Annotated in this window: 19 protein-coding genes and 3 tRNA genes; 17 read left to right on the forward strand and 5 right to left on the reverse strand. The window is 69.2% G+C overall.

Features of this window, described 5'->3' with window-relative positions:
* The first annotated feature begins 58 nt into the window (after positions 1-58).
* The 7 genes from AB0F72_RS17905 (at position 59) to AB0F72_RS17935 (ending at position 5,737) form a co-directional block, all read left to right on the forward strand.
* Positions 59-1,219, forward strand: a complete 1,161-nt coding sequence (locus tag AB0F72_RS17905; RefSeq protein WP_360431947.1) for a winged helix DNA-binding domain-containing protein — start codon at positions 59-61, stop codon at positions 1,217-1,219.
* Between the two features lie 144 nt (positions 1,220-1,363).
* On the forward strand, positions 1,364-1,960 hold the full coding sequence (gene orn / locus AB0F72_RS17910; RefSeq protein WP_360431950.1) for an oligoribonuclease: 597 nt from the start codon (positions 1,364-1,366) through the stop codon (positions 1,958-1,960).
* Between the two features lie 77 nt (positions 1,961-2,037).
* Positions 2,038-2,113, forward strand: a tRNA-His gene (locus AB0F72_RS17915).
* A 146-nt stretch (positions 2,114-2,259) separates the two neighbouring features.
* Entirely contained in the window at positions 2,260-3,534 is a 1,275-nt protein-coding gene (locus AB0F72_RS17920) for a cellulose binding domain-containing protein (RefSeq protein ID WP_360431953.1), read from the forward strand.
* 44 nt (positions 3,535-3,578) lie between these two features.
* Positions 3,579-4,097 (forward strand): SigE family RNA polymerase sigma factor, encoded by a 519-nt coding sequence (locus AB0F72_RS17925; RefSeq protein ID WP_360431956.1) that lies wholly within the window; start codon positions 3,579-3,581, stop codon positions 4,095-4,097.
* Entirely contained in the window at positions 4,090-4,914 is an 825-nt protein-coding gene (locus tag AB0F72_RS17930; protein WP_360431959.1) for a hypothetical protein, read from the forward strand. Before AB0F72_RS17925 ends, AB0F72_RS17930 begins: the two co-directional genes overlap by 8 nt.
* A gap of 43 nt (positions 4,915-4,957) precedes the next feature.
* Positions 4,958-5,737, forward strand: a complete 780-nt coding sequence (locus AB0F72_RS17935) for a DUF6461 domain-containing protein (protein ID WP_360431962.1) — start codon at positions 4,958-4,960, stop codon at positions 5,735-5,737.
* Between the two features lie 36 nt (positions 5,738-5,773).
* Here AB0F72_RS17935 and AB0F72_RS17940 read toward each other — a convergent pair whose 3' ends face one another.
* Positions 5,774-6,349: a TetR family transcriptional regulator C-terminal domain-containing protein gene (locus tag AB0F72_RS17940; protein ID WP_360431965.1), complete on the reverse strand. Its 576-nt coding sequence runs from the start codon at positions 6,347-6,349 to the stop codon at positions 5,774-5,776.
* Between the two features lie 67 nt (positions 6,350-6,416).
* On the opposite strand from AB0F72_RS17940, the gene AB0F72_RS17945 reads away from it, so the two are divergent.
* On the forward strand, positions 6,417-6,944 hold the full coding sequence (locus AB0F72_RS17945; RefSeq protein ID WP_360431968.1) for a hypothetical protein: 528 nt from the start codon (positions 6,417-6,419) through the stop codon (positions 6,942-6,944).
* A gap of 135 nt (positions 6,945-7,079) precedes the next feature.
* Here the strand turns inward: AB0F72_RS17945 and AB0F72_RS17950 are convergent, their stop codons facing one another.
* Both AB0F72_RS17950 and AB0F72_RS17955 read right to left on the reverse strand, forming a co-directional pair.
* Positions 7,080-8,321, reverse strand: coding sequence for an Ig-like domain-containing protein (locus AB0F72_RS17950; protein ID WP_360431971.1), 1,242 nt, complete (start codon positions 8,319-8,321; stop codon positions 7,080-7,082).
* A 105-nt stretch (positions 8,322-8,426) separates the two neighbouring features.
* Positions 8,427-9,653, reverse strand: a complete 1,227-nt coding sequence (locus AB0F72_RS17955; protein WP_360431974.1) for an Ig-like domain-containing protein — start codon at positions 9,651-9,653, stop codon at positions 8,427-8,429.
* Positions 9,654-9,793: 140 nt separating this feature from the next.
* Between AB0F72_RS17955 and AB0F72_RS17960 the strand changes: the two genes are divergently transcribed.
* From AB0F72_RS17960 to AB0F72_RS17980, 5 genes are all read left to right on the forward strand, one after another.
* Positions 9,794-9,866: transfer RNA gene (locus AB0F72_RS17960), tRNA-Lys, on the forward strand.
* A gap of 217 nt (positions 9,867-10,083) precedes the next feature.
* Positions 10,084-11,094 carry a polysaccharide deacetylase family protein gene (locus tag AB0F72_RS17965; protein WP_360431977.1) on the forward strand — a complete coding sequence of 337 codons (1,011 nt, stop codon included), beginning with the start codon at positions 10,084-10,086 and terminating at the stop codon, positions 11,092-11,094.
* 51 nt (positions 11,095-11,145) lie between these two features.
* Entirely contained in the window at positions 11,146-12,096 is a 951-nt protein-coding gene (locus tag AB0F72_RS17970; protein WP_360431980.1) for an SEC-C metal-binding domain-containing protein, read from the forward strand.
* A 41-nt stretch (positions 12,097-12,137) separates the two neighbouring features.
* Positions 12,138-12,210: transfer RNA gene (locus AB0F72_RS17975), tRNA-Lys, on the forward strand.
* A 140-nt stretch (positions 12,211-12,350) separates the two neighbouring features.
* Positions 12,351-12,992: an NAD(P)H-dependent oxidoreductase gene (locus AB0F72_RS17980; RefSeq protein WP_360431983.1), complete on the forward strand. Its 642-nt coding sequence runs from the start codon at positions 12,351-12,353 to the stop codon at positions 12,990-12,992.
* Here the strand turns inward: AB0F72_RS17980 and AB0F72_RS17985 are convergent.
* Positions 12,985-14,514: a sulfatase gene (locus AB0F72_RS17985; RefSeq protein WP_360431986.1), complete on the reverse strand. Its 1,530-nt coding sequence runs from the start codon at positions 14,512-14,514 to the stop codon at positions 12,985-12,987. The genes AB0F72_RS17980 and AB0F72_RS17985 overlap by 8 nt on opposite strands.
* A gap of 306 nt (positions 14,515-14,820) precedes the next feature.
* Between AB0F72_RS17985 and AB0F72_RS17990 the strand changes: the two genes are divergently transcribed.
* The 4 genes from AB0F72_RS17990 (at position 14,821) to AB0F72_RS18005 (ending at position 18,359) form a co-directional block, all read left to right on the forward strand.
* The gene (locus AB0F72_RS17990; RefSeq protein WP_360431989.1) at positions 14,821-16,020 is read left to right on the forward strand and encodes a cytochrome P450; all 1,200 of its coding nucleotides are present in this window, start codon (positions 14,821-14,823) and stop codon (positions 16,018-16,020) included.
* Between the two features lie 19 nt (positions 16,021-16,039).
* A complete protein-coding gene (locus AB0F72_RS17995) occupies positions 16,040-16,678 on the forward strand; it encodes a hypothetical protein (RefSeq protein WP_360431992.1) in 639 nt (212 codons plus the stop codon).
* Between the two features lie 91 nt (positions 16,679-16,769).
* On the forward strand, positions 16,770-17,591 hold the full coding sequence (locus tag AB0F72_RS18000; RefSeq protein WP_360431995.1) for a helix-turn-helix transcriptional regulator: 822 nt from the start codon (positions 16,770-16,772) through the stop codon (positions 17,589-17,591).
* A 42-nt stretch (positions 17,592-17,633) separates the two neighbouring features.
* Positions 17,634-18,359 (forward strand): SDR family oxidoreductase, encoded by a 726-nt coding sequence (locus AB0F72_RS18005; protein ID WP_360431998.1) that lies wholly within the window; start codon positions 17,634-17,636, stop codon positions 18,357-18,359.
* Positions 18,360-18,387: 28 nt separating this feature from the next.
* On the opposite strand, the gene AB0F72_RS18010 is transcribed toward AB0F72_RS18005, so the two are convergent.
* Positions 18,388-19,056, reverse strand: coding sequence for a DUF305 domain-containing protein (locus tag AB0F72_RS18010; protein ID WP_360432001.1), 669 nt, complete (start codon positions 19,054-19,056; stop codon positions 18,388-18,390).
* Between the last annotated feature and the right edge of the window lie 75 nt (positions 19,057-19,131).

Genomic DNA, 19,131 nt, shown 5'->3' on the forward strand with positions numbered 1-19,131 from the left:
TCACCCACCGGGCACTCCGGTCAAAATCTGGCCGCAATCACCCCTACCGTTCCCTCATATGAGAGTTCTGTCGAACCGGGAGCTCAACCGGACCTACCTCACCCGCCAACTGCTCGCCCACCCCGCCACCCACCCCGTCGCGGACACCGTCGAGCACCTCGTGGCACTCCAGGGCCAGGAGGCCGACTCCCCGTACCTGAGCCTCCGCGCGCGCCACCCCGACTTCCGGCAGGACGACCTCACCGCGCTTCTCCACGATCGCACCGTGGTCCGCAGCGCCCTGCTCCGCGGCACCCAGCACCTCTGCACCGGCGAGGATTTCCGCTGGTTGCGGCCGACGCTGCAGCCCGGCCTGGACCGGTTCGCGGCGCGCGGCGGGCGGCTCGACGGCCTGGACCAGGCGACCCTCATCGAGGCCGCCCGGGAGATTCTCGGCGACGGTCCGATCGGCCGCCCGGAGCTCACCCGTCGTCTGATCGAGCGGTTCCCCGGCCCGGATCCGGAGTGGCTCAAACTGGTCGTACATCTGCGGTTGTCTCTGCTGCACCCGCCGCCGGCCGGGACGTGGCGGCACCGGGGGCGAGTGAGCTGTGTGCTCGCCGAGGATTGGCTCGGGCGGCCGCTGGCCGCGGAGCCGGCGCCGGAGACGCTCGTGATGCGTTACCTGGCGGCGTTCGGCCCGGCCTCGATCAAGGACATTCAGGTCTGGTCGGGAGTCACCCGCTTGCGCGGGCTGATGGCCACGCTGCGCGATCGGCTGCGGGTCTTCCGGAGCGAGGCCGGGATTGATCTGTACGACCTGACCGACGCGCCCCTTGTCGACCCGGACATGCCGGCCCCTGTCGTGTTCCTCCCGGAGTTCGACAACGCGATCCTCGGCCATGCCGACCGTGACCGAATCGTCCATCCGGGGGACCGGCCGCTGGTGACGCCGGGCTGGTCGATCGTGCGGCCTACGGTCCTGGTGGACGGCTTCGTGGCGGCCACCTGGTGGGTGAGCGGGGCATCGCTGAGCATCGCGCCTTTCCGTCCGCTGGCCGAAAAGGATCGCGCGGAGGTGGAGCGCGAGGGTGAGCGGCTGCTGGAGTTCATGGTGCCGGGGGAGAGGCCGGAGATCCATTGGGCGGAGGGGCAGCCCGGTGTTCGGTGGGGGAACAGGCCCGAAAGGGCCCTCCGTGCTGCCGACACAGAGGGCCCTTTACCGGGGGGAACGGAGTAACCGAAGGGGGGCTTCGTCCGTTAAGTTCACTTTACCCAACAATCGGCCAAGTGGGAAGTGCACCCACCAAACCGGACAAAGAGTCCCGATTCGGACCGGGGCCACTGTACGCGGCAAACGATGTCGGCGCGCCCGGCGTAGGCTGTGGCCGTGGCGGATCTTCTGGTATGGATCGACTGTGAGATGACCGGTCTCGACCTCGGCAAGGACAAGCTGATCGAGGTCGCGGCACTCGTCACCGATCCCGAACTCAACGTGCTCGGCGAAGGCGTCGACCTGGTGATTCATGCGGACGACGCGGCGCTCGACGCGATGCCGCCGGTGGTGCGTGACATGCATGCGAAATCCGGCCTGACCGATGAGGTCCGCCGGTCCACGGTCACCATGGCGGAGGCGGAGGAAGCCGTCCTCGCGTACATCAAGGAATTTGTCCCGAATCCGCGGACCGCTCCGCTCTGCGGCAATTCGATCGCCACCGACCGGGGCTTCCTGGCCCGGGACATGCCGGCGCTCGACGCGCACCTGCACTACCGCATGATCGACGTCTCCTCGATCAAGGAGTTGTGCCGCCGGTGGTACCCGCGGGTGTACTTCGGTCAGCCGGCCAAGGGTTTGTCGCACCGGGCGCTCGCCGACATCCGGGAGAGCATCCGCGAGCTGGAGTACTACCGGCGCACGGTGTTCGTGCCGCAGCCGGGCCCGGACGTGGAGGCAGCGAAGGCGATCGCTGCCGAGCTGTAGGCCCTAACCCGCTCGACAGCCCCGTCAGAGGTGTGGCTATGATTGTCCCGCAACGCAGGGTTCGCCCTGTGAGCGTGGTGGTCGTAGCTCAGTTGGTAGAGCACCTGGTTGTGGTCCAGGGGGTCGCGGGTTCAAGTCCCGTCGATCACCCCACGTAACGAAAGGCTCGGTCCTCAGGGACCGGGCCTTTTTCGTGTGCGTCAGAGCTCCGGAAAATAATTTCGGTACCCGCGCAACCTTTTGAATGCCGGAGACCACTGGGGTGTGGATCAATCCTCGTTCCCCCGGGAGACTCCCTCATGCTTGCCAAGCGCATCGTCGTACCGCTCTCGGTGCTGACCGTCGGCGCCGCGGCCGCGGTGGCCGGCGTCCTGAACGCCGACGCCGCCGAGACCGTGACCTGTTCCGTCACCTACAGCGTCGCCAGTCAGTGGAACAGCGGCTTCACCGGCGATGTGAAGATCCGTAACACCGGGGCGGCCGTCACCGGGTGGACGCTCGGCTTCACGTTCCCCTCCGGTCAGAAGATCGCGAGTGGCTGGAACGGCTCCTGGACCCAGGCCGGCGGCGCTGTCACGGTGAAGGACGCGGGCTGGAACGCCTCGATCGCGGCGGGCGGGCAGGTGGCGCTCGGCTTCAACGGCACGTGGAGCGGCAGCAATGCCGCGCCTACCGGGTTCACGCTGAACGGTGTCACCTGCGCAGCGACGGCCAGCCCGAGCGCTTCGAAAACGGCGACCGCGAGCCCGAGCGCTTCGAAAACGGCGACCGCGAGCCCGAGCGCTTCGAAAACGGCGACCGCGAGCCCGAGCGCTTCGAAAACGGCGACCGCCAGCCCGACCGCGACAAGAAGCCCGGCCACTCCGAGCGCCACGATCACCAAAGGCACGGAGAACTGCACCGACTACGCCGCCCTGGTCCGTGGCAAGTACTGGGTCAACAACAACGTCTGGGGCAGGGCCGACGGCACCGGCTCCCAGTGCGTCTGGGAGAACGGCCTCAGCGGCGACAACCTGAGCTGGGGCACGAGCTGGAACTGGACCGGCGACACCACCAAGGTCAAGTCCTACGCGAGCGCGGTGCTCGGCTGGCACTGGGGCTGGAAGGCGACCGGCACCGGACTGCCGATCCGGCTCAGCGCCGGCAAGCAGGTGAACGCGTCCTGGAACTTCCAGGTCACCCAGACCACCAGCAACATCATGAACGTCGCGTACGACCTCTGGCTGCACGACATCGCGAACCCGGACTGGCAGAACAACCCGGCCGACGAGGTCATGGTCTGGCTCTACAAGTCCGGCGGCGCGGGCCCGGTCGGCACGAAGCAGGCCACCGTGACGATCGCCGGCACCAGCTGGGACCTCTACAAGGGCAACATCGGCTGGAACGTGTACTCGTTCGTGCGTACCTCGAACACCTCGTCCGCGTCGCTGGACCTCACCGACTTCACCGACGACCTGGTCGCCCGCGGCTGGCTCGCGAAGAGCAAGTACCTGTCGAGCGTGCAGGCCGGCACCGAGATCTTCACCGGCTCGGGCCGCCTGGACACCACCGCGTACTCCGTGAAGATCGGCTGACGCCGCCCATCCCCGTGCACCCCCTGACGGTCAGGAACAGTGGCTTGTCCGAGTATGAGACCGAATATGCCTTCCGGCGTTTCTTCGACGACCATCACACCGACCTGTCCCGCCTCGCCTACCTGGTGACGGGCGACTCGCAGGCTGCCGACGACCTGGCCGCCGACGCGTTCGTGGAGGTGTGGCGGCACTGGGAGCGGGTTCAGGCAGCGCAGAGCCCGATCGCGTACGCTCGCGGCATCGTGACCAACCTGGCCCGTCAATGGATCAAGCGGCAGAGCCGGGAACGCGCCGGCATTCTGCGGCTCGGGCTGCTCCGCCGCGAGCGTGGCGAGAGCGACACCCCCGCGGTCCTCGACGTGCGGGCGGCGCTGCAGCGACTTCCGCAACGGCGTCGCGAGTGCGTCGTTCTCCGGTACGCGTTCGACGTGCCGGAGAAGGAGGTAGCGGCGATCCTGGGTATCTCGGTCGGGGCCGTGAAGAGCCACACGTCGCGTGGCGCCGCGCAACTGAGCGAGTTCCTGCGTGGCATGCCGCTGATGATGGGAGGCCTCCATGGCTGAACATCCCGACCTGAGACATCCGGACCTGAGACATCCGGATCTCGGCCGGGTGCTGCGCCAGGAAGCCGAGCGGCACGTGCCCGACCGGGACGCGATACTCACCCGGGTCGTCCGCCGCCGTGGCGAGCCGGCCCGGGGGCGCTGGGCGTTCCTCGCTCTCCGCCCGGTCGCGGCCGCCGCGTCGGTGGTGGCGACCCTGGTGGTGGGTTTCGCCGGCATCAAGCTGACCGGGGACCGGCCGGACGGGCAGGTGCCGGCGGCGACCGGAACCAGCGCCCCGGCGTCGCCCTCGGCCGCGCCTTCCCCCTCGTCCTCCGTCTCGCCCTCTCCGCGGGATCAGCCGCCTGCCACGTCGACGGTCCGTCCACATCGGCCCGCCCGGACCGGCGGGACGGCCGGCACGCCTGTCACTCCGAAGTGGACTCCCGCGGCCGGATACCTCAGTTCGGCGGCCGGGATCGACCCGCACTCGAACGACTCCTGGGCGCAGGGCAACGTGGTGCTCACCACGACCCGGACCGTCACGGCACTCGACGTGGTGGTCAGCGTCGTCCGCACCGACGGTGTCACGAGCGCCGGGCAGTGGAGTTCCGTACCCAAGGAAATGATCTTGATGTCGGTGACCGAGGAGAAGGACGCGCTGCTCTACCGGTTCACCCTGCGCGAGGGCGCGACCCTGGCGCCGGGCGGGTACACGTTCGCGGCCCAGTACCTGCACGCGGCCGGCGAGCGGGATCCGAGCGGGGACAGTTACGGCGCGGTCGCGGCGGCCGGCGACGAGAAGGTGGAGATCAACGGGGCGTTCGCGACGGATTGACCTCCGACAGCGTACGCACAGCGCGATGCTGGATGATCCTCGAATGGTTGCGGTAAGCGCTGACGACTACGCCTGGTTCACCGAGCAGTTCGCGGAACTCGCCGGTGACCACTGCCTCGCCCTGATCCGTGGGCGCACCCCGGCCGAGGTGATCGCACAGGTGGGCGGCACCAACCCGACCCGTGCCGTCGGCGCCCGCCGGCTGACCGGCTCGTCAGTCGTGGCCGCCGCCGGGGTCGGCGACTGGACTCTGCTCCTCCAGCCGGACGGCCGGGCTGCCGGGCGCGAGCTGTCCCGTGGCACGGTGCTGGTGTCGCACTCCGCGACCCGCTTCCTCTGGGCCCGCGACGGCGAGGTGGTCCTCCAGTTCGATCCGGCAGACCCGTCCCGCCGCACCGGGACCGACCCCGACGGCCTGATCGAGGTGCTCGACAGCCTGGGCTTCGACACGACCGCGGCCGGCGACGAGCCGGGGACCGGCTGGGGCGACGACGCGAGGCAGCGGGAGCGCGGCCTGGCGCTGGCGGAACAACTCACCGGCGTACGCATGACGCTCGAATCCTTCGAAGCACTGACCTTCACCCGGGCGACCGCACCGTTCCCCGTGGATCCCGGTGCGGATCCCGTGCCTCGGCCGAGAACCACCGGGTCACCGCAATCCGCGAGCCGCCGGCCGCCCGTGAAGCCGGAACGCTGGGACGAGGAATACGACGCCCCCGCCGAGGAGTGGTCCGATGCGGACACCGACGACGAGGAAGAGCCCGACACCGAAGACCGTGAGTGGCCCCGCCTGATAGCGAGAGTCCGCCGGGCCTTCACCTGACCGGCCCCGCACCCACCCGGCCGGGGCGCGGGCCTGTCATGGCGACACGGTTGTCAAGTGCGCGTCCAGCTCGGCGACCGCCTCGGCGGGCGTCAGGTGGCCGGCCAGGACGTGGACGCTCAGGCCGTCGACCATCGCGTTCAGCCGGCGGGCCGCTGACAGCTGCTGCTGCGGTGACGCGTCCGGGAGCAGGTGGCGGGTCAGGTTCTGGCAGAGCTCGGACATGCCGATCAGAATCTTGCGCTGGACCGCGGCCAGTGCCGGATCGCCGAGGCCCAGAGCCAGGAACGCGAAGGTGATCGACGCCTCGGTGTGACGTTCGGAGTCGACCGGCATGGTCTCCAGCAGCAGCGCGCGGACCATCTCCTGCGGCGTCCCCTGCGGCCGCAACGCGGTGATCCGTGCGGTCACCCGGGTGAGCACCTGCTCGCAGGCGAAGGCGAGCAGCTCGTCGCGGGTGGCGAAGTAGTGGCGCAGCGCGCCGGAGGACCAGCCTGACTCGGCGGCCACGGTCCGCATGGAGACGTGGGCCACCCCGTCCCTGGTGATCACCCGCCAGACGGCTCCGGCCAGCTCGCGGCGGCGCTCTTCATGGTCGACGACTTTCGGCACGTGCCGATTATCGCACGGCCGTGTTATAAAGGAAAAAACACGGACGTGCGAAAACGGGGGAGTAGTCATGGTCGCGCTGATCGTCGCCTGTGAGATCGGCTTCTGGGTGCTGCTGGTGCTGGGGCTGCTGGCCCGCTATGTCGCGAAGTGGCGCCGGGTTAGCGCGGCTCTGCTGATCGCGGTGCCGCTCGTCGACGTGCTGCTGCTGGCGTTCACCGCGATCGACCTGCGCAGTGGGGCGGAGGCCACGCTCGGCCACGGGCTCGCCGCGGTCTACCTCGCTGTCACGGTCGTCTTCGGCCATCGGATGATCCGGTGGGCCGACGTGCGGTTCGCCCACCGGTTCGCCGGCGGCCCCGCGCCGGAGCGGTTGCCGAAGGCCGGCCGCGAGCATGCCGCCCGGGAGCGCCGGGCGTGGTTCGACCACCTGCTGGCGTACGTGCTGGGCGCCGGCTTCCTGGGCCTCTTCACTCTGGTGGCCGGCGGCCTGGATCAGGCGGCGGGGCTGTGGCAGGTGATGGCAATGTGGACGCTGGTGCTGGGGATCGACTTCGTGATCTCGTTCAGCTACACGATCATGCCCCGGAAGGCCTGAATTCTGCTTTGCCCATTGTCACGGGCGGCGAGGACCCTCTTTCGTCGGAGGTGCGCCCCATTGCTCGTACCGGGAAAAGACCGCGGGCCTGGTCGGAAAGACCAGGCCCGCACCACATGGGGTGTTAATCCTCGATCAGAGGTAGCTGCCCTTTTTGTACTCGGCGTAGCTCATGTTCCAGTCGGTCCAGCCGTTACCGTTCTTCAGCTTGTCCTCGGTGCCGGAGACCGTGATCACGTCGCCCATCATCGTGCGGTCGAAGAGCCACTTGCCCATCGCCTCGGAGACGTTGACGCAGCCGTGCGAGACGTTGCGGCGGCCCTGCTGGCCCTCGGACCACGGCGCGGCGTGGATGAACTGGCCGCTGTAGGTGATCCGCTGAGCCCAGTCGATGTCGGTGCGGTAGCCCTCCTCGCCGTCGGTGTCGGTGGTGTCGAAGACGGTGTGCGCCTTCTTCTCCATGACGACCATGGTGCCGCTGGAGGACGGCGTGCTGGCCTTGCCGAGGCTGACCGGGAGGGTCTTGATGACCTTGCCGTCCTGCTTGACGACCATCTTCTTGGTCTTGTTGTCGACCGTCATGATCATCGAGCGGCCGATCTTCAGGTCGACCGTCAGGTCCGAGCGGCCGTACCAGCCGTCGCCGAGTTTCACGCCCTTGAGCTGGACCTTGTAGAAGACCTTGGAACCGGCCTTCCAGTAGGTCTTCGGCCGGAAGTGGACCTCGGTGGAGCTGATCCAGCGCCAGGTGCCCTCCTGCGCGGGCGTGGCGGTGACCACCATGCGGCGCTCGACCTCGGCGCGGTACTTCTCCGGGATGGCCCGGCCGAACTTCATGATCAGCGGCATGCCGACGCCGACGACGTTGCCGTCACCGAGGAAGCTCGTCACGCGAACCAGGTTCGCCGGCTTCTTCATCGTCGTGAATGTGCTGGTGGTGGTGTTGTTCTTGCCCTCGGCCTCCGGCGTGGTGACGGTGACCGTGTACTTCGTGCCCCAGGCCAGCGACTCGCTCGGCTTCCAGACGTTGTCGTCCTTGTCGAGCGTGCCCTTGACCTCGTCACCTTTCGGGCTGGTGACCTTGACCGTGGTGTTCTCCGGGTCCTCGCTGTTGTACTTCACGTCGGACCAGGCCTCGACGCCGGTCGCGTCGAGCGCGGGCGAGGTGACCGCCACGGTGCTCAGCGTCGGCTCGGGCGACGGGGCCTCGGCAGCCGGCGCGGCGCTGTTGGCGCCGCCGCCCGCCTCGCTGCCGCCCTGCCACGACGGGGAATCGTTGCCGCCACTGCACGCGGCAGTCAGCAGCAGAGTGCCCGCCAGAACCGTGACCACGGCGGCGCGCCAGCGGCGACCCGACCGATTTATACCCATGTCCATGGTCCCCTCACGGCGTCGTTCTCCGGCGCCCAATACTGCTCCAAAAATGTCTCTCGACCAATCCCGGTTTTGTGCCGTAGTACCCCGGTGGCGGGTACCGAACACTCACGGAACCTTCAACGCGCTGCCCTTGACAAACTCTTCCCAGCTGACGTCCCAGGGGGTCCAGCCGTTGCCGTAGTCCAGCTTGTCCTCGGTGCCGCGCACCGTGACCGGATCGCCGACCAGCGTCTTGTCGAACAACCAGCGTGCATTCGACGGGGACACATTGACACAACCGTGTGACACATTTCGCTCGCCCTGTGCGCCGGTGGACCACGGAGCGGAGTGAATGTACTGACCGCTCCACGTCAGTCGCTGCGCGTACTGGATCTGGGTCCGGTAACCGTCCGCGCCGTCGGTGTCAGTGGTGTCGAAGACGGTCTCCGCCATCTTCTGCATGACCACCATCGTGCCGCTGGACGACGGGGTGCTCTTCTTGCCGAGGCTCACCGGCATCGTCTTGACCGTCTCGCCGTCCTGCACGACGGTCATCTTCTTCGACTTGTTGTCGACCTTCATCTCGAGCTTCCGGCCGATCTTCACGGTCGCCGAGCGGTCCTTGTCGCCGTAGATGTTGTTGCCGGTGGGCAGGCCGCCGACGGCGATCCGGGCGGTCAGCTTCGTGCCGGGCTTCCAGTACTCCGGTGCGCGGTAGTAGGCCTGGGTGCCGCTCTCGGTCCACGACCAGGCGCCGGGCTGCGGCGGGTCGGTCCGCACGAACATCCGCTTCTGTACGGCGGCGCGGTCCTTCTTCTTGATGCCCGGGCTGAACTCCACGACGACCGGCATGGCCACGCCGTACGTGTTGCCGTCGAACAGGTAGAGACCGGTGCCCGTCCGGCGGGCCGGCTCGCCCATCGTGGTGAACGACGTGGTCTGGGTCTTGGTGGACCCGTCCTTGCCGGTGGCGACGACCTTCGCGGCGTACTTCTGCTTGGTCTTCAGCGGCTTGGCCGGCACCCACGCCGACTTGTCCTCGCGGAAGTCGCCGCTGACGGACTTGCCCTTCGCGTCGGTCAGTGTGACTGAGCTGACCTCGCCGCCGCTCACCTTCAGCCCGATCTCGGCGCTGACCGGCACGTTCTTCTTGTCCTTGGCCGGCGTGACCTCCAGCGACACCGGCTGGGCCACCGTGGTGCTCTCGGTCACCGGAGCGGAAGCGCTGCTCGCCGGCGAGGAAGCCCCGGCCGGCTCGGCGGAGGACGGTTTCGGATCGTCGCCGCACGCGGCGAGAGGGGCGATCACGGCAAGCGCCAGGATCGCCGCCAGGGAGCGGCGGAGGTCAACCATGGTTCGTGGCCCCGTTCTGGAGTTCTCAGCGCAGACATACTGACTCATGCGCGCAAGTCGCGGGTCCCCGTTGTGATGGTCGCCAACCGATTTCAAGGATCTTCAAGAGGCGTGCTAACGTTTTCCCTGTTGCACGGCAAGCGTCGCTAGCTCAACTGGCAGAGCAGCGGACTCTTAATCCGCGGGTTGTAGGTTCAAGTCCTACGCGACGCACTCGCTTTCCAGCATCAGCCCCGGCTTCCGGCCGGGGCTTTTTTCTGTCTCGTTCCGATAGTTTCGGAGCAGTGAAGATCATCATGCTCGCAGTCCCTGCGTAGGGGCTCCGAAAGTTTCGGAAACTACCGGTTGACTTGATCACGGCACGTCCGAACAATGAAACAGCGACGATCGTCAATCGATGTTTTCCCCGCTCATCGAAAGGTGATCCCCCATGCGTCGATCCCTCGCCGCGGCCGCCGTCCTGGCCGTGGCCGGAACACTGCTGTCCGGAGCACCAGCCATGGCGAAAGCAGAGACGGCCAAGGCAGAGAGAGCCAAGGCGGAGACAGCCGCGGCGGCCGCCGCCGACTGTGCCAACGGCTATGTCGCGCTGACCTACGACGACGGCCCCAACCCCGGCAACACCACCAACCTGCTCAACGCCCTGCGCTCGGCGGGCCTGCGCGCCACCATGTTCAACACCGGCCAGAACGCGGCGGCCAACCCGGGTCTCGTCGCCGCTCAGGTGTCGGCCGGCATGTGGGTGGCGAACCACAGTTACACCCACCCGCACATGCTCACTCTCAGCGCGGCACAGATGAGCTCGGAGCTCTCCCGGACGCAGTCGGCGATCTCCTCGGCCGGCGGCGGCACCCCGGTGCTGTTCCGGCCGCCCTACGGCGAGACGAACGCCACGCTGCAGTCCGCGGCGTCGGCGCTGGGCCTGCGCACGATCATCTGGGACGTCGACTCGCAGGACTGGAACGGCGCCGGCACCGCCCAGATCGTGCAGGCCGCGAGCACCCTGACCAACGGGCAGATCATGCTCATGCACGACCAGTACGCGACGACCGTCGCGGCGATCCCGCAGATCGCGGCGGGGCTGCGGAGCCGCGGCCTGTGCGCCGGGATGATCTCTCCCAGCACCGGGCGTGCAGTCGCGCCCACGTCGGGCGGGACACCGGGGACGCCGGGAGCGACGTGCACGGCCACCTACGCCGAGGGCCAGAAGTGGAGTGACCGCTTCAACGGCCAGGTGACGGTCACCGGGTCGAGCAACTGGACGGTCACCGTCACGTTCCGCTCGCCGCAGCGCGTCAGCGCGACCTGGAACGCGGCGGTGACGTGGAACTCCACCTACGTGATGACGGCCCGGCCGAACGGCGGCGGCAACACGTTCGGCTTCACCGTGATGCACGGCGGCAACTGGACCTGGCCGTCGTTGACCTGCACCGAGACCTGAGAAAACCCGCCCGCGGGCGTGGAGATCCACGCCCGCGGGTTAGGGTGATTCGTGTCGTCCATCCAGATGCTGACCAGCGATGATCTCGACGGGATCGGCCATGACGCGCTGCACGGCGGCGATCCCCGGGCCGCGATCACCGAGCTGGTCACCGCTGTCGACCAGGAGGCGCTCGCCGACCCGGCCGACGCGGGTTACGCGTTGATGCTGGCCGCCGAGATCAGCGAGAAACAGGGTGACCTGGAGCCGGCCCTCGCCCTGGTGGAGCGTGCCATCGCGACGTACCAGCGGCTCGAGGACGCGGCCGACGGGTTCGCCCGGGCGCAGCGCGGCGAGTTGTTGTCCCGGCTGGGCCGCGACGACGAGGCGATGGCCGCGTTCACCGCCCTGCGCCCCCGGCTGGTCCGCGATCCGGACGCGCCGATGTACCTCGCGGAGGCCTTGGAGGAGTGCGGCGAGGGCGCGATCGCCGAGCAGTGGCTCACGGCGGCGCTGACCACGGTCCTGGACCGGCCGGAAGACAAGATCGACGAGCGGGTGGCCTCCGCGTTGCTGCGCACCCGCCGCCGGGTCCGGCGCGACATCGGACTGCCCTCCGACGAGTACGACGAGTTCCTCGACGGGGCGCCCTCCGGAAACGGCCAGACCGTCATGTTCTGGCCGCACGACGAGTTCGACCGGGTGCAGCTGCGCTGGCCGTCGTTCGCCGACGTCTACGGGCACACCTGGGACGATCATCGCGCCGATCTGGAGAAGGCGCTGACCGTCTGGGCCGAGTCCGGGCAGTCCGGCTTCCGGCTCTTCCCGGGGTCGGCCGACGGGCTGGCCGAGCACGTGAGCCGGCACGGCGGCGACCCCTCCGACGCGGCGGTGCGAGCCGGGTACGCGCAACAGCTCGAAACCCACGTCCATCCGGTCCCGTGGCCGCCCGGCCGTAACGATCCGTGTTGGTGCGGTTCCGCGGCGAAGTACAAGAAGTGCTGCCTGCCACGGTCCCGCTGAGGCGTCGCCGACCGTGTGCTAACGTTCTTCCTCGTTGGCAAGCGCTGCTAGCTCAACTGGCAGAGCAGCGGACTCTTAATCCGCGGGTTGTAGGTTCGAGTCCTACGCGGCGCACAACAGAAGAAAAGGCCTCGCCCATCAGGGTGGGGCCTTTTCCGTTACTCCCTGTTGACCATCCGCCGGAGCGCCGGAGCAGGCCGGCGGCGCCGAGTAGGGCTGCGGCTCGTAACGGGGCGGCCCGTATCGTCGGCGCCATGACGCGCGTCCTGCTGATCTCGGGAAGCACCCGCGACGGATCACTGCACACCGCTGCCCTGCGCACCGCGGCCCGGCACGCCGCCGCGGGAATCACTGCCGACCTCTACGACGGCCTCTCCGGTCTGCCGGCGTTCGTGCCCGGCGAGCCGAACCCGCCGGCCGCCGTCACGGAGCTGCGCCACCGGGTGACCCAGGCGGACGCGTTGCTGGTCAGCACCCCGGAGTACGCCGGATCGCTGCCCGGCAGCCTGAAGAACCTCTTCGACTGGCTGGTCGACGGTGGCGAGCTGAGCCGCAAGCCGGTGGCCTGGCTCTCCGTGGTGGCGCCGGGACGCGACGACGGCGCCCGGGCGTCACTGGAGTCGGTGTTCGAGCACGGCGGCGCCCGCCTGCTGCGGCCGGCCTGTGTGCGGATCCCGCTCGAGATGGCCGCCGTCGACCCGGGCGGCCTGGTCACCGACACCCGGCTGCATGTGGCGCTGCAGGACATGGTGGGCGCGCTGGTCCGCTCGCTGAGTGAGCGGGCCAGCGCACCGCAGCCGTCGTGGCAGGCGCACTCCAGCGTCTACCCGGTGGTGCAGCGGCAGGACGCGCCGCGGGGCGCGCAGCTGCCGCCGTGGGCCCGCGGGGTCAGCTGATACCGGTCGAGGCGGCGAGGCAGGCCTCGGCCCCGGCGCACCCGGTCATCGCCTTGATCGAGGCGTGCAGCCGCGCGATCCGGTCGGCGGGCAGGGAGCCGGCCAGGTTGCGCAGCTGGTGCGGGTCGGCCCGGTTGTCGTAGTACTCCCGGGTGCCGTCGACGTATTCCACATAGGTGAAGCCGGCGGTCCGGATCGCGTCGTACGTCGGCGGGATGTTGATGCTGTCCTGCTCGTAGTCCGGGTCGGCCGGATCGGTGGCCGGATCCCGGTGCTCGATCAGCGCGGCCTCCCGCCACCGCGCCGGGGTCTCGCCGGCCAGCAGCGGCTTGAGGCTCTGCCCGTCCGCCTCCGCGGCCGCCGGCACACCGGCCAGGTCGGTGAAGGTCGGCCGCAGGTCGATGTTCGCCACCACGGCGTCGACTCTCTGCCCGGCCTTGACGCCGTGCCCGGCGGCGATCAGCGGCACGTTCACGTCGGTGTCGAACGCGGTCTGCTTGCCGGAGGGCAGGCTGTGCTCACCCATGTGATAGCCGTTGTCGGAACTGAAGATCACGACGGTCTCGTCGGCCACGCCGGCCTTCGTCAGGGTCGCCCGCAGCGCGCCGAGCATCCGGTCCACCGACACGACGGACTGGGCCCGCTTCCGGAACTCCTCGTCCATCCGGGCCTTCTGCTGCGCGTTCAGTTTCGGGTGCGGGGCGAGCCAGGCGGGCGCGTTCGCCGGCACCCTGTCGTACGCCGCCGTCCGGGGCGCCGTGAGCCCGGGGAACAGGTTCGCGTCCCGCGGCGCCGGGGTGTACGGGGCGTGCGGCGCGTACGTCGCCACCTCCAGCATGAACGGCGTGCCGGTCGCCGCCGAGGTGGTGATGAAGTCGGTCGTCCTGGCCGCCAGCACGTCGGTGAGGTAGTCCGCCGGCTTCTTGCCGTACTTCTTGACCGTCCCGTTCTCGTTCAGCGCGTAGTTGAAGTTGTCGTACGCGTTCCCGCCCACGACCCACTGGTCCCAGCCCGGCGGCACGTACGGCTTGCCGCCGCCGAAGCTGGTCGCCGGGAGGTACTCGTTGAGGTACTTGCCGAAGAACCCGGTGCGATAGCCGGCCGCCTGCAGGTCGGTCGCGAACGTCGAGCGCTCCTGGCCGCGGCTGTGGAAGAGCCGGAAGCCGCCGTCCGACCCGTGGTTCTTGAAGATGCCGGTGTTGTGCGGGAACTGTCCCTTGAGGAGCGAGGCGCGGGACGGGCAGCACAGCGAGTCGGTCACCGTGTAGTTGGCGAACGTCGTGCCCTCCTTCTGCATCTTCAGCAGGTTCGGCATGTACCGCACGAGGTTCTCGGACAGATCGTCGGTGAGCACGAAGACGATGTTCGTCCGGTTCGCCGCCGATTCGATCGTGGCCGGGCTGGCCGAGGCGGCCGGGCTCGCCGACCGGTTCGCGGTCCCCGGTGAGGATTCCGTGGTGGTGCACGCGGTCACGGCCAGTAAAGAGGCGGCGACGGCGAGCGCGCGGCGGAAAGAAGACATGGCGGGGCGGGAGCTCCATCCTTCAAGAGGCGACGACCGGAGGGTAGTCCGCCCGGGCACCCGGATCGGCCGCGGTTGCTTACCTCTCGCTGAGATGATCTTTAAGAATCCCTCAACGGAGGTGGATCCGCCCCGGCGGTGACGCATAGTCACGTCCATGCTCGCCGTCATCGCCGTCTGCTCCCAGCCCCGCCCTCGACGCCCGCGTCGTCTGGTTCCGCCGCGCCCCCGGCTGCCCCGGCGACCGCCCCGCACGCCCCGGCGGATCACCTGATCTTTCACACATCGACCGGTATCGTTGGGCAGGTGACTCAGGGCGTAGAGGTCGACTTCACCGATCCGGCGTTTCAGGCGAACCCGCACCCCGCGTACCAGAATTGGCGCCGGACCGGACCGGTCCGGCGCACCCGGCTTCCCAGCGGTTTGAGCGCCTGGCTGGTGACCCGGTACGACGACGCGCGACGCGCTCTGGCCGATCCGCGCCTCTCCAAGCAGTCCGGGTTCTCGGTCGGCTCGTCCACGGCGGCGAACCGGCCGTCGAGCCCGGCCGCGATCCTCTCCCGGCACATGCTCGCCGCCGACCCACCGGACCACACCCGGCTGCGCCGCCTGGTCTCGGCCGCCTTCACGGCCCGCCGCATGGAGAGCCTGCGCCCGCGGATCGAGGAGATCACCCGCGACCTGCTCGACGCGATCGAGGGCCGGGACGAGGCCGACCTGATCGACACGTTCGCGTTCCCGCTGCCCATCCAGGTCATCTGTGAACTGCTCGGGGTGCCGGCCGGCGACCGGGACGACTTCCGGGAATGGTCCAGCGTGATCGTCGCCGGCTCGCAGTCCGGTGACCGGCTGGAGCCGGCGATCCGCGCGATGGTGGGGTACATCCTGGCCCTGATCGCCGAGCGCCGCGCGACCCCCGGCCCGGACCTGCTCTCCGGCCTGATCCAGGTGCGCGACGAGCAGGACCGGCTCACCGAGGAGGAACTCTCCTCGATGGTGTTCCTGCTGCTGATCGCCGGTCACGAGACCACTGTGAATCTGATCGGCAACGGGGCGTACCTGCTGCTGCGCGACCGCGGGCAGTGGGAGCGGCTGCGCGCCGAGCCGTCGTTGCTGCCCACCGCCATCGAGGAGTTCCTGAGGTACGAGGGCCCGGTGGAGACCTCCACGTTCCGGGTCGCCACCGAGGACCTGGAGATCGGCGGGGTCACCGTGCGCGCCGGCGAGCCGGTCGTGGTCGTGCTGCTGTCGGCGAACCGTGACGGCGACCGCTTCCCGGACGCGGACGAACTGCGCCTGGACCGGACGCAGAACCCGCACCTGGCGTTCGGGCACGGCATCCACTACTGCCTCGGCGCGCCGCTGGCCCGGCTGGAGGCGCAGATCGCGTTCACCCAGCTGATGACCCGCCATCCGGACCTGCGGCTGGCGGTCGATCCGGAGGCCCTGCGGTGGCGTCCCGGGCTGCTCCTGCGCGGGCTGCACGAACTGCCGGTACGCCTGTAGACCTGGCATGATGGCGGCCGTGTCCGTCCCTCCTGATCCGTACTACTCGCCGACCGCCAAGCTGCCGGTCGTCAAGCCGTCCGGCGCCGGCGTCCGCCTGAGGATCCTGGGCGCGATCACGGCCGCCACGGTGGTGATCGTGTCCGTCGCGGTCTGGATCATCTCGCCGGGCTCCTCCGACGGGGACGAGACGGCGGCCGTGCCGCTCGCCGCACCCAGCACGGTCGTCACCGAGGCGTCGCCGGAATCGTCCGCCCCGGCCGAGGAGACACCCTCCGCTCCGGCGACCACCGCACCGACGCCGAAGCCGGCCACCGCCCGGCCGGCTCGTCCGGCCGAGCTGGCGACCCAGCTGATGATCGTGGTGCGGGCGCTGGAGAAGCGCGGCGAGCTCGACGACGACGGCGCCAAGGCGCTGAACCGGCGTCTGGAGCACCTGACGAGCCGGCTGCGCAAGGACCCGGGGAAGGCGTCCGGCAAGCTCGACGAGTTCGTCGAGAAGCTCGCCGACCTGCGCGAGGACGAGGACATCAGCGAGGCCGGCTTCCAGGCGCTCGCGGCCGGTGCCACCCAGATCGGCGCGCTGCTCCCGGCCGACGACTCCGATGACGACGATGACGACGGAGACGACGATGACGACGATGATGACGACGACTAGCCAGGGATCGATCGTCCCCGGATAAACGCTCCCTTCATCCCCACGGAAGAACCGGTCAAGCTGGGTTCGACGGAACGGGGAGGATGACCACATGGATCGGGCACAACTCGCCGACTTCCTGCGCACCCGCCGGGAGGCGTTGCAGCCGGAGGACGTGGGGCTGCCACGGGGAGCGAGGCGGCGTACCGGAGGGTTGCGGCGTGAGGAGGTGGCCGCGCTCGCCGGGATGTCCGCCGACTACTACGGCCGCATCGAGCAGCAGCGTGGCCCGGCGCCGTCGGAGCCGATGCTCGCCGCGCTGGCCCGGGCACTGCACCTGGGTCTGGAGGAACGCGACCACCTGTTCCGCCTGGGCGGTCACCCGGCGCCGCGGCGGTCCCTGCGCGACGACCACATCAGCCCGGGGATGATGCGCATCCTGGACCGGCTCGACGACACCCCGGCCATGGTCATCTCCCGGTGGGGCGAGACGCTGCTGCAGACCAGGCCGGCGGTCGCGCTGGTCGGCGACGAGACCGGGTTCTCCGGGCTCGCCCGCAGCGTGTGGTTCCGGTGGTTCACCGACAGGGTGTCCCGCCGGCTCTACCCCGAGGAGCACCAAATCCGGCAGGGGCGGATCTTCGCGGCGCAGCTGCGAGCGGCCTACGCCACCGAGCCGGGCGGCCGGGCCGGCGAGATCGTCGAGGCGCTGCTCGCGAGAAGCAGCGAGTTCGCCGAGATCTGGGCCGGTCACGAGGTGGGCCTCACCCACACCGAGCGCAAGACACTGATCCATCCGGAGCTCGGCGCCCTCGATCTGTACTGCCAGAACCTCTTCGATCCGGCCCAGATGCAGACGCTGCTGGTCTTCACAGCGGTCCCTGGCTCGCCGAGCCACGAAAAGCTCCAGCTTCTCGCCGCCGTCTCCGCCTGATCGGCGTCTGCACACCAGCCAATCCCGCAGAAAGGCAGCATCATGCCCAAAATCGCCCTGATCACCGGTGGCAACCGCGGACTGGGCCGGGCCACGGCCCTCGCCCTGATCGATGCCGGCACCGAAGTGATCTACACGTACCGCGCCGACCCCGGCGAGAAGATCGACGCCGTGGCGCTGCCGCTCACCGTCGGCGACCTCGCTTCCTACGACGCGTTCGCCGGCTCGCTGCGCCAGGTCCTCGCCGACCGCTACGACCGGACCGACTTCGACTTCCTGGTCAACAACGCGGGCGTCGGCTCCGCCGGTCCGATCGCCGAGACCTCGGTGGAGGCGTTCGACGAGATGATGAACGTGCACTTCCGGGGCGTCTTCTTCCTGACCCAGAAGCTGCTGCCGCTGATCGCCGACGGCGGCCGGATCGTCAACCTCTCCACCGGTCTGACCCGCTTCACCGGCGACGGCGTCTACGCGGCGTACGCCTCGATGAAGGGCGCCGTCGAGGTTTTCACGCGCTATCTGGCGAAAGAGGCCGGCCGCCGGGGCATCACCGCGAACGTGGTGGCGCCCGGCCCGGCCGGCACCGACTTCGGCGGCGGCGCGCTCCGCGACAACGAGCAGGTCCGTGCGCACATCGGCAGCGTGACGGCGCTGGGCCGGGTCGCCGAGCCGGAGGAGATCGCCGCCGTGATCACCGCGATGCTCAGCGACGGCACCGGCTGGATCACCGGCCAGCGGGTCGAGGCCTCCGGCGGCATGCTCCTCTGACTGCCCGAAGGCCTCGGCTCGACAGGGTTCAGCGGATGCCGAGCTCGGCCATCCGCCGGATCTCGGCCACCTGCTCCACCGCTGACTCATTGGCCAATTCGGACAGTCGCTCGTCCATGCCACTCCGGAGGAGATCGGCGGCCATCTGCTGGGCGCCCTTGTGGTGCTCGGTCATCATCGCGACGAACTGGCGGTCGAAGCCGGCGCCGGTGGCGGCGGTCAGCGCGGCGACCTTCTCGGCGCTCTGACCGCCGGGCATCGTGGAGTGGTCGTGCGACGGGTCCGACTCGGGCTGATTCCGGTCCTTCAACCAGGACTTCAGATAGTCGATCTCCAGTGTCTGCCCGACGCTGATCCGCTCCGCGAGCCGTTTCAGCGCACCGTTCCCGGCCCGGCTGGGCGCCAGGTTCGCCATCTCCACGGCCTGCTGGTGGTGGGCGATCATCATCTGCACGTACGCGACGTCGATCGAGTTGTAGGCGCTCCCGTCGGGCGCTTTCACCTGATCAGAATCGGACACTGCGGCAGATTCTCCGGGACGGCCCGGCAGCAGCACCGGCACCGGCGAGGATGAGGCGGCGGGCGCCTTGGCCGCCGGTGTCTCCTTCTCGGAGGTACAGGCGGACAGGGCGATCCCGCCGGCGGCCAGGACCGTCAAGGTCGCGGCCGCCAGGGTCCGGGTGTGTCGGCGATTCATCGCTTCCTTTTCGGTAAGGGTCCCCAACGCAACATTCGACAGCTATCGTAACGACCGACATCGCTGTCACCGGGG

This window comes from Actinoplanes sp. NPDC023936, assembly GCF_040639325.1.
Taxonomy (GTDB): Bacteria; Actinomycetota; Actinomycetes; order Mycobacteriales; family Micromonosporaceae; genus Actinoplanes.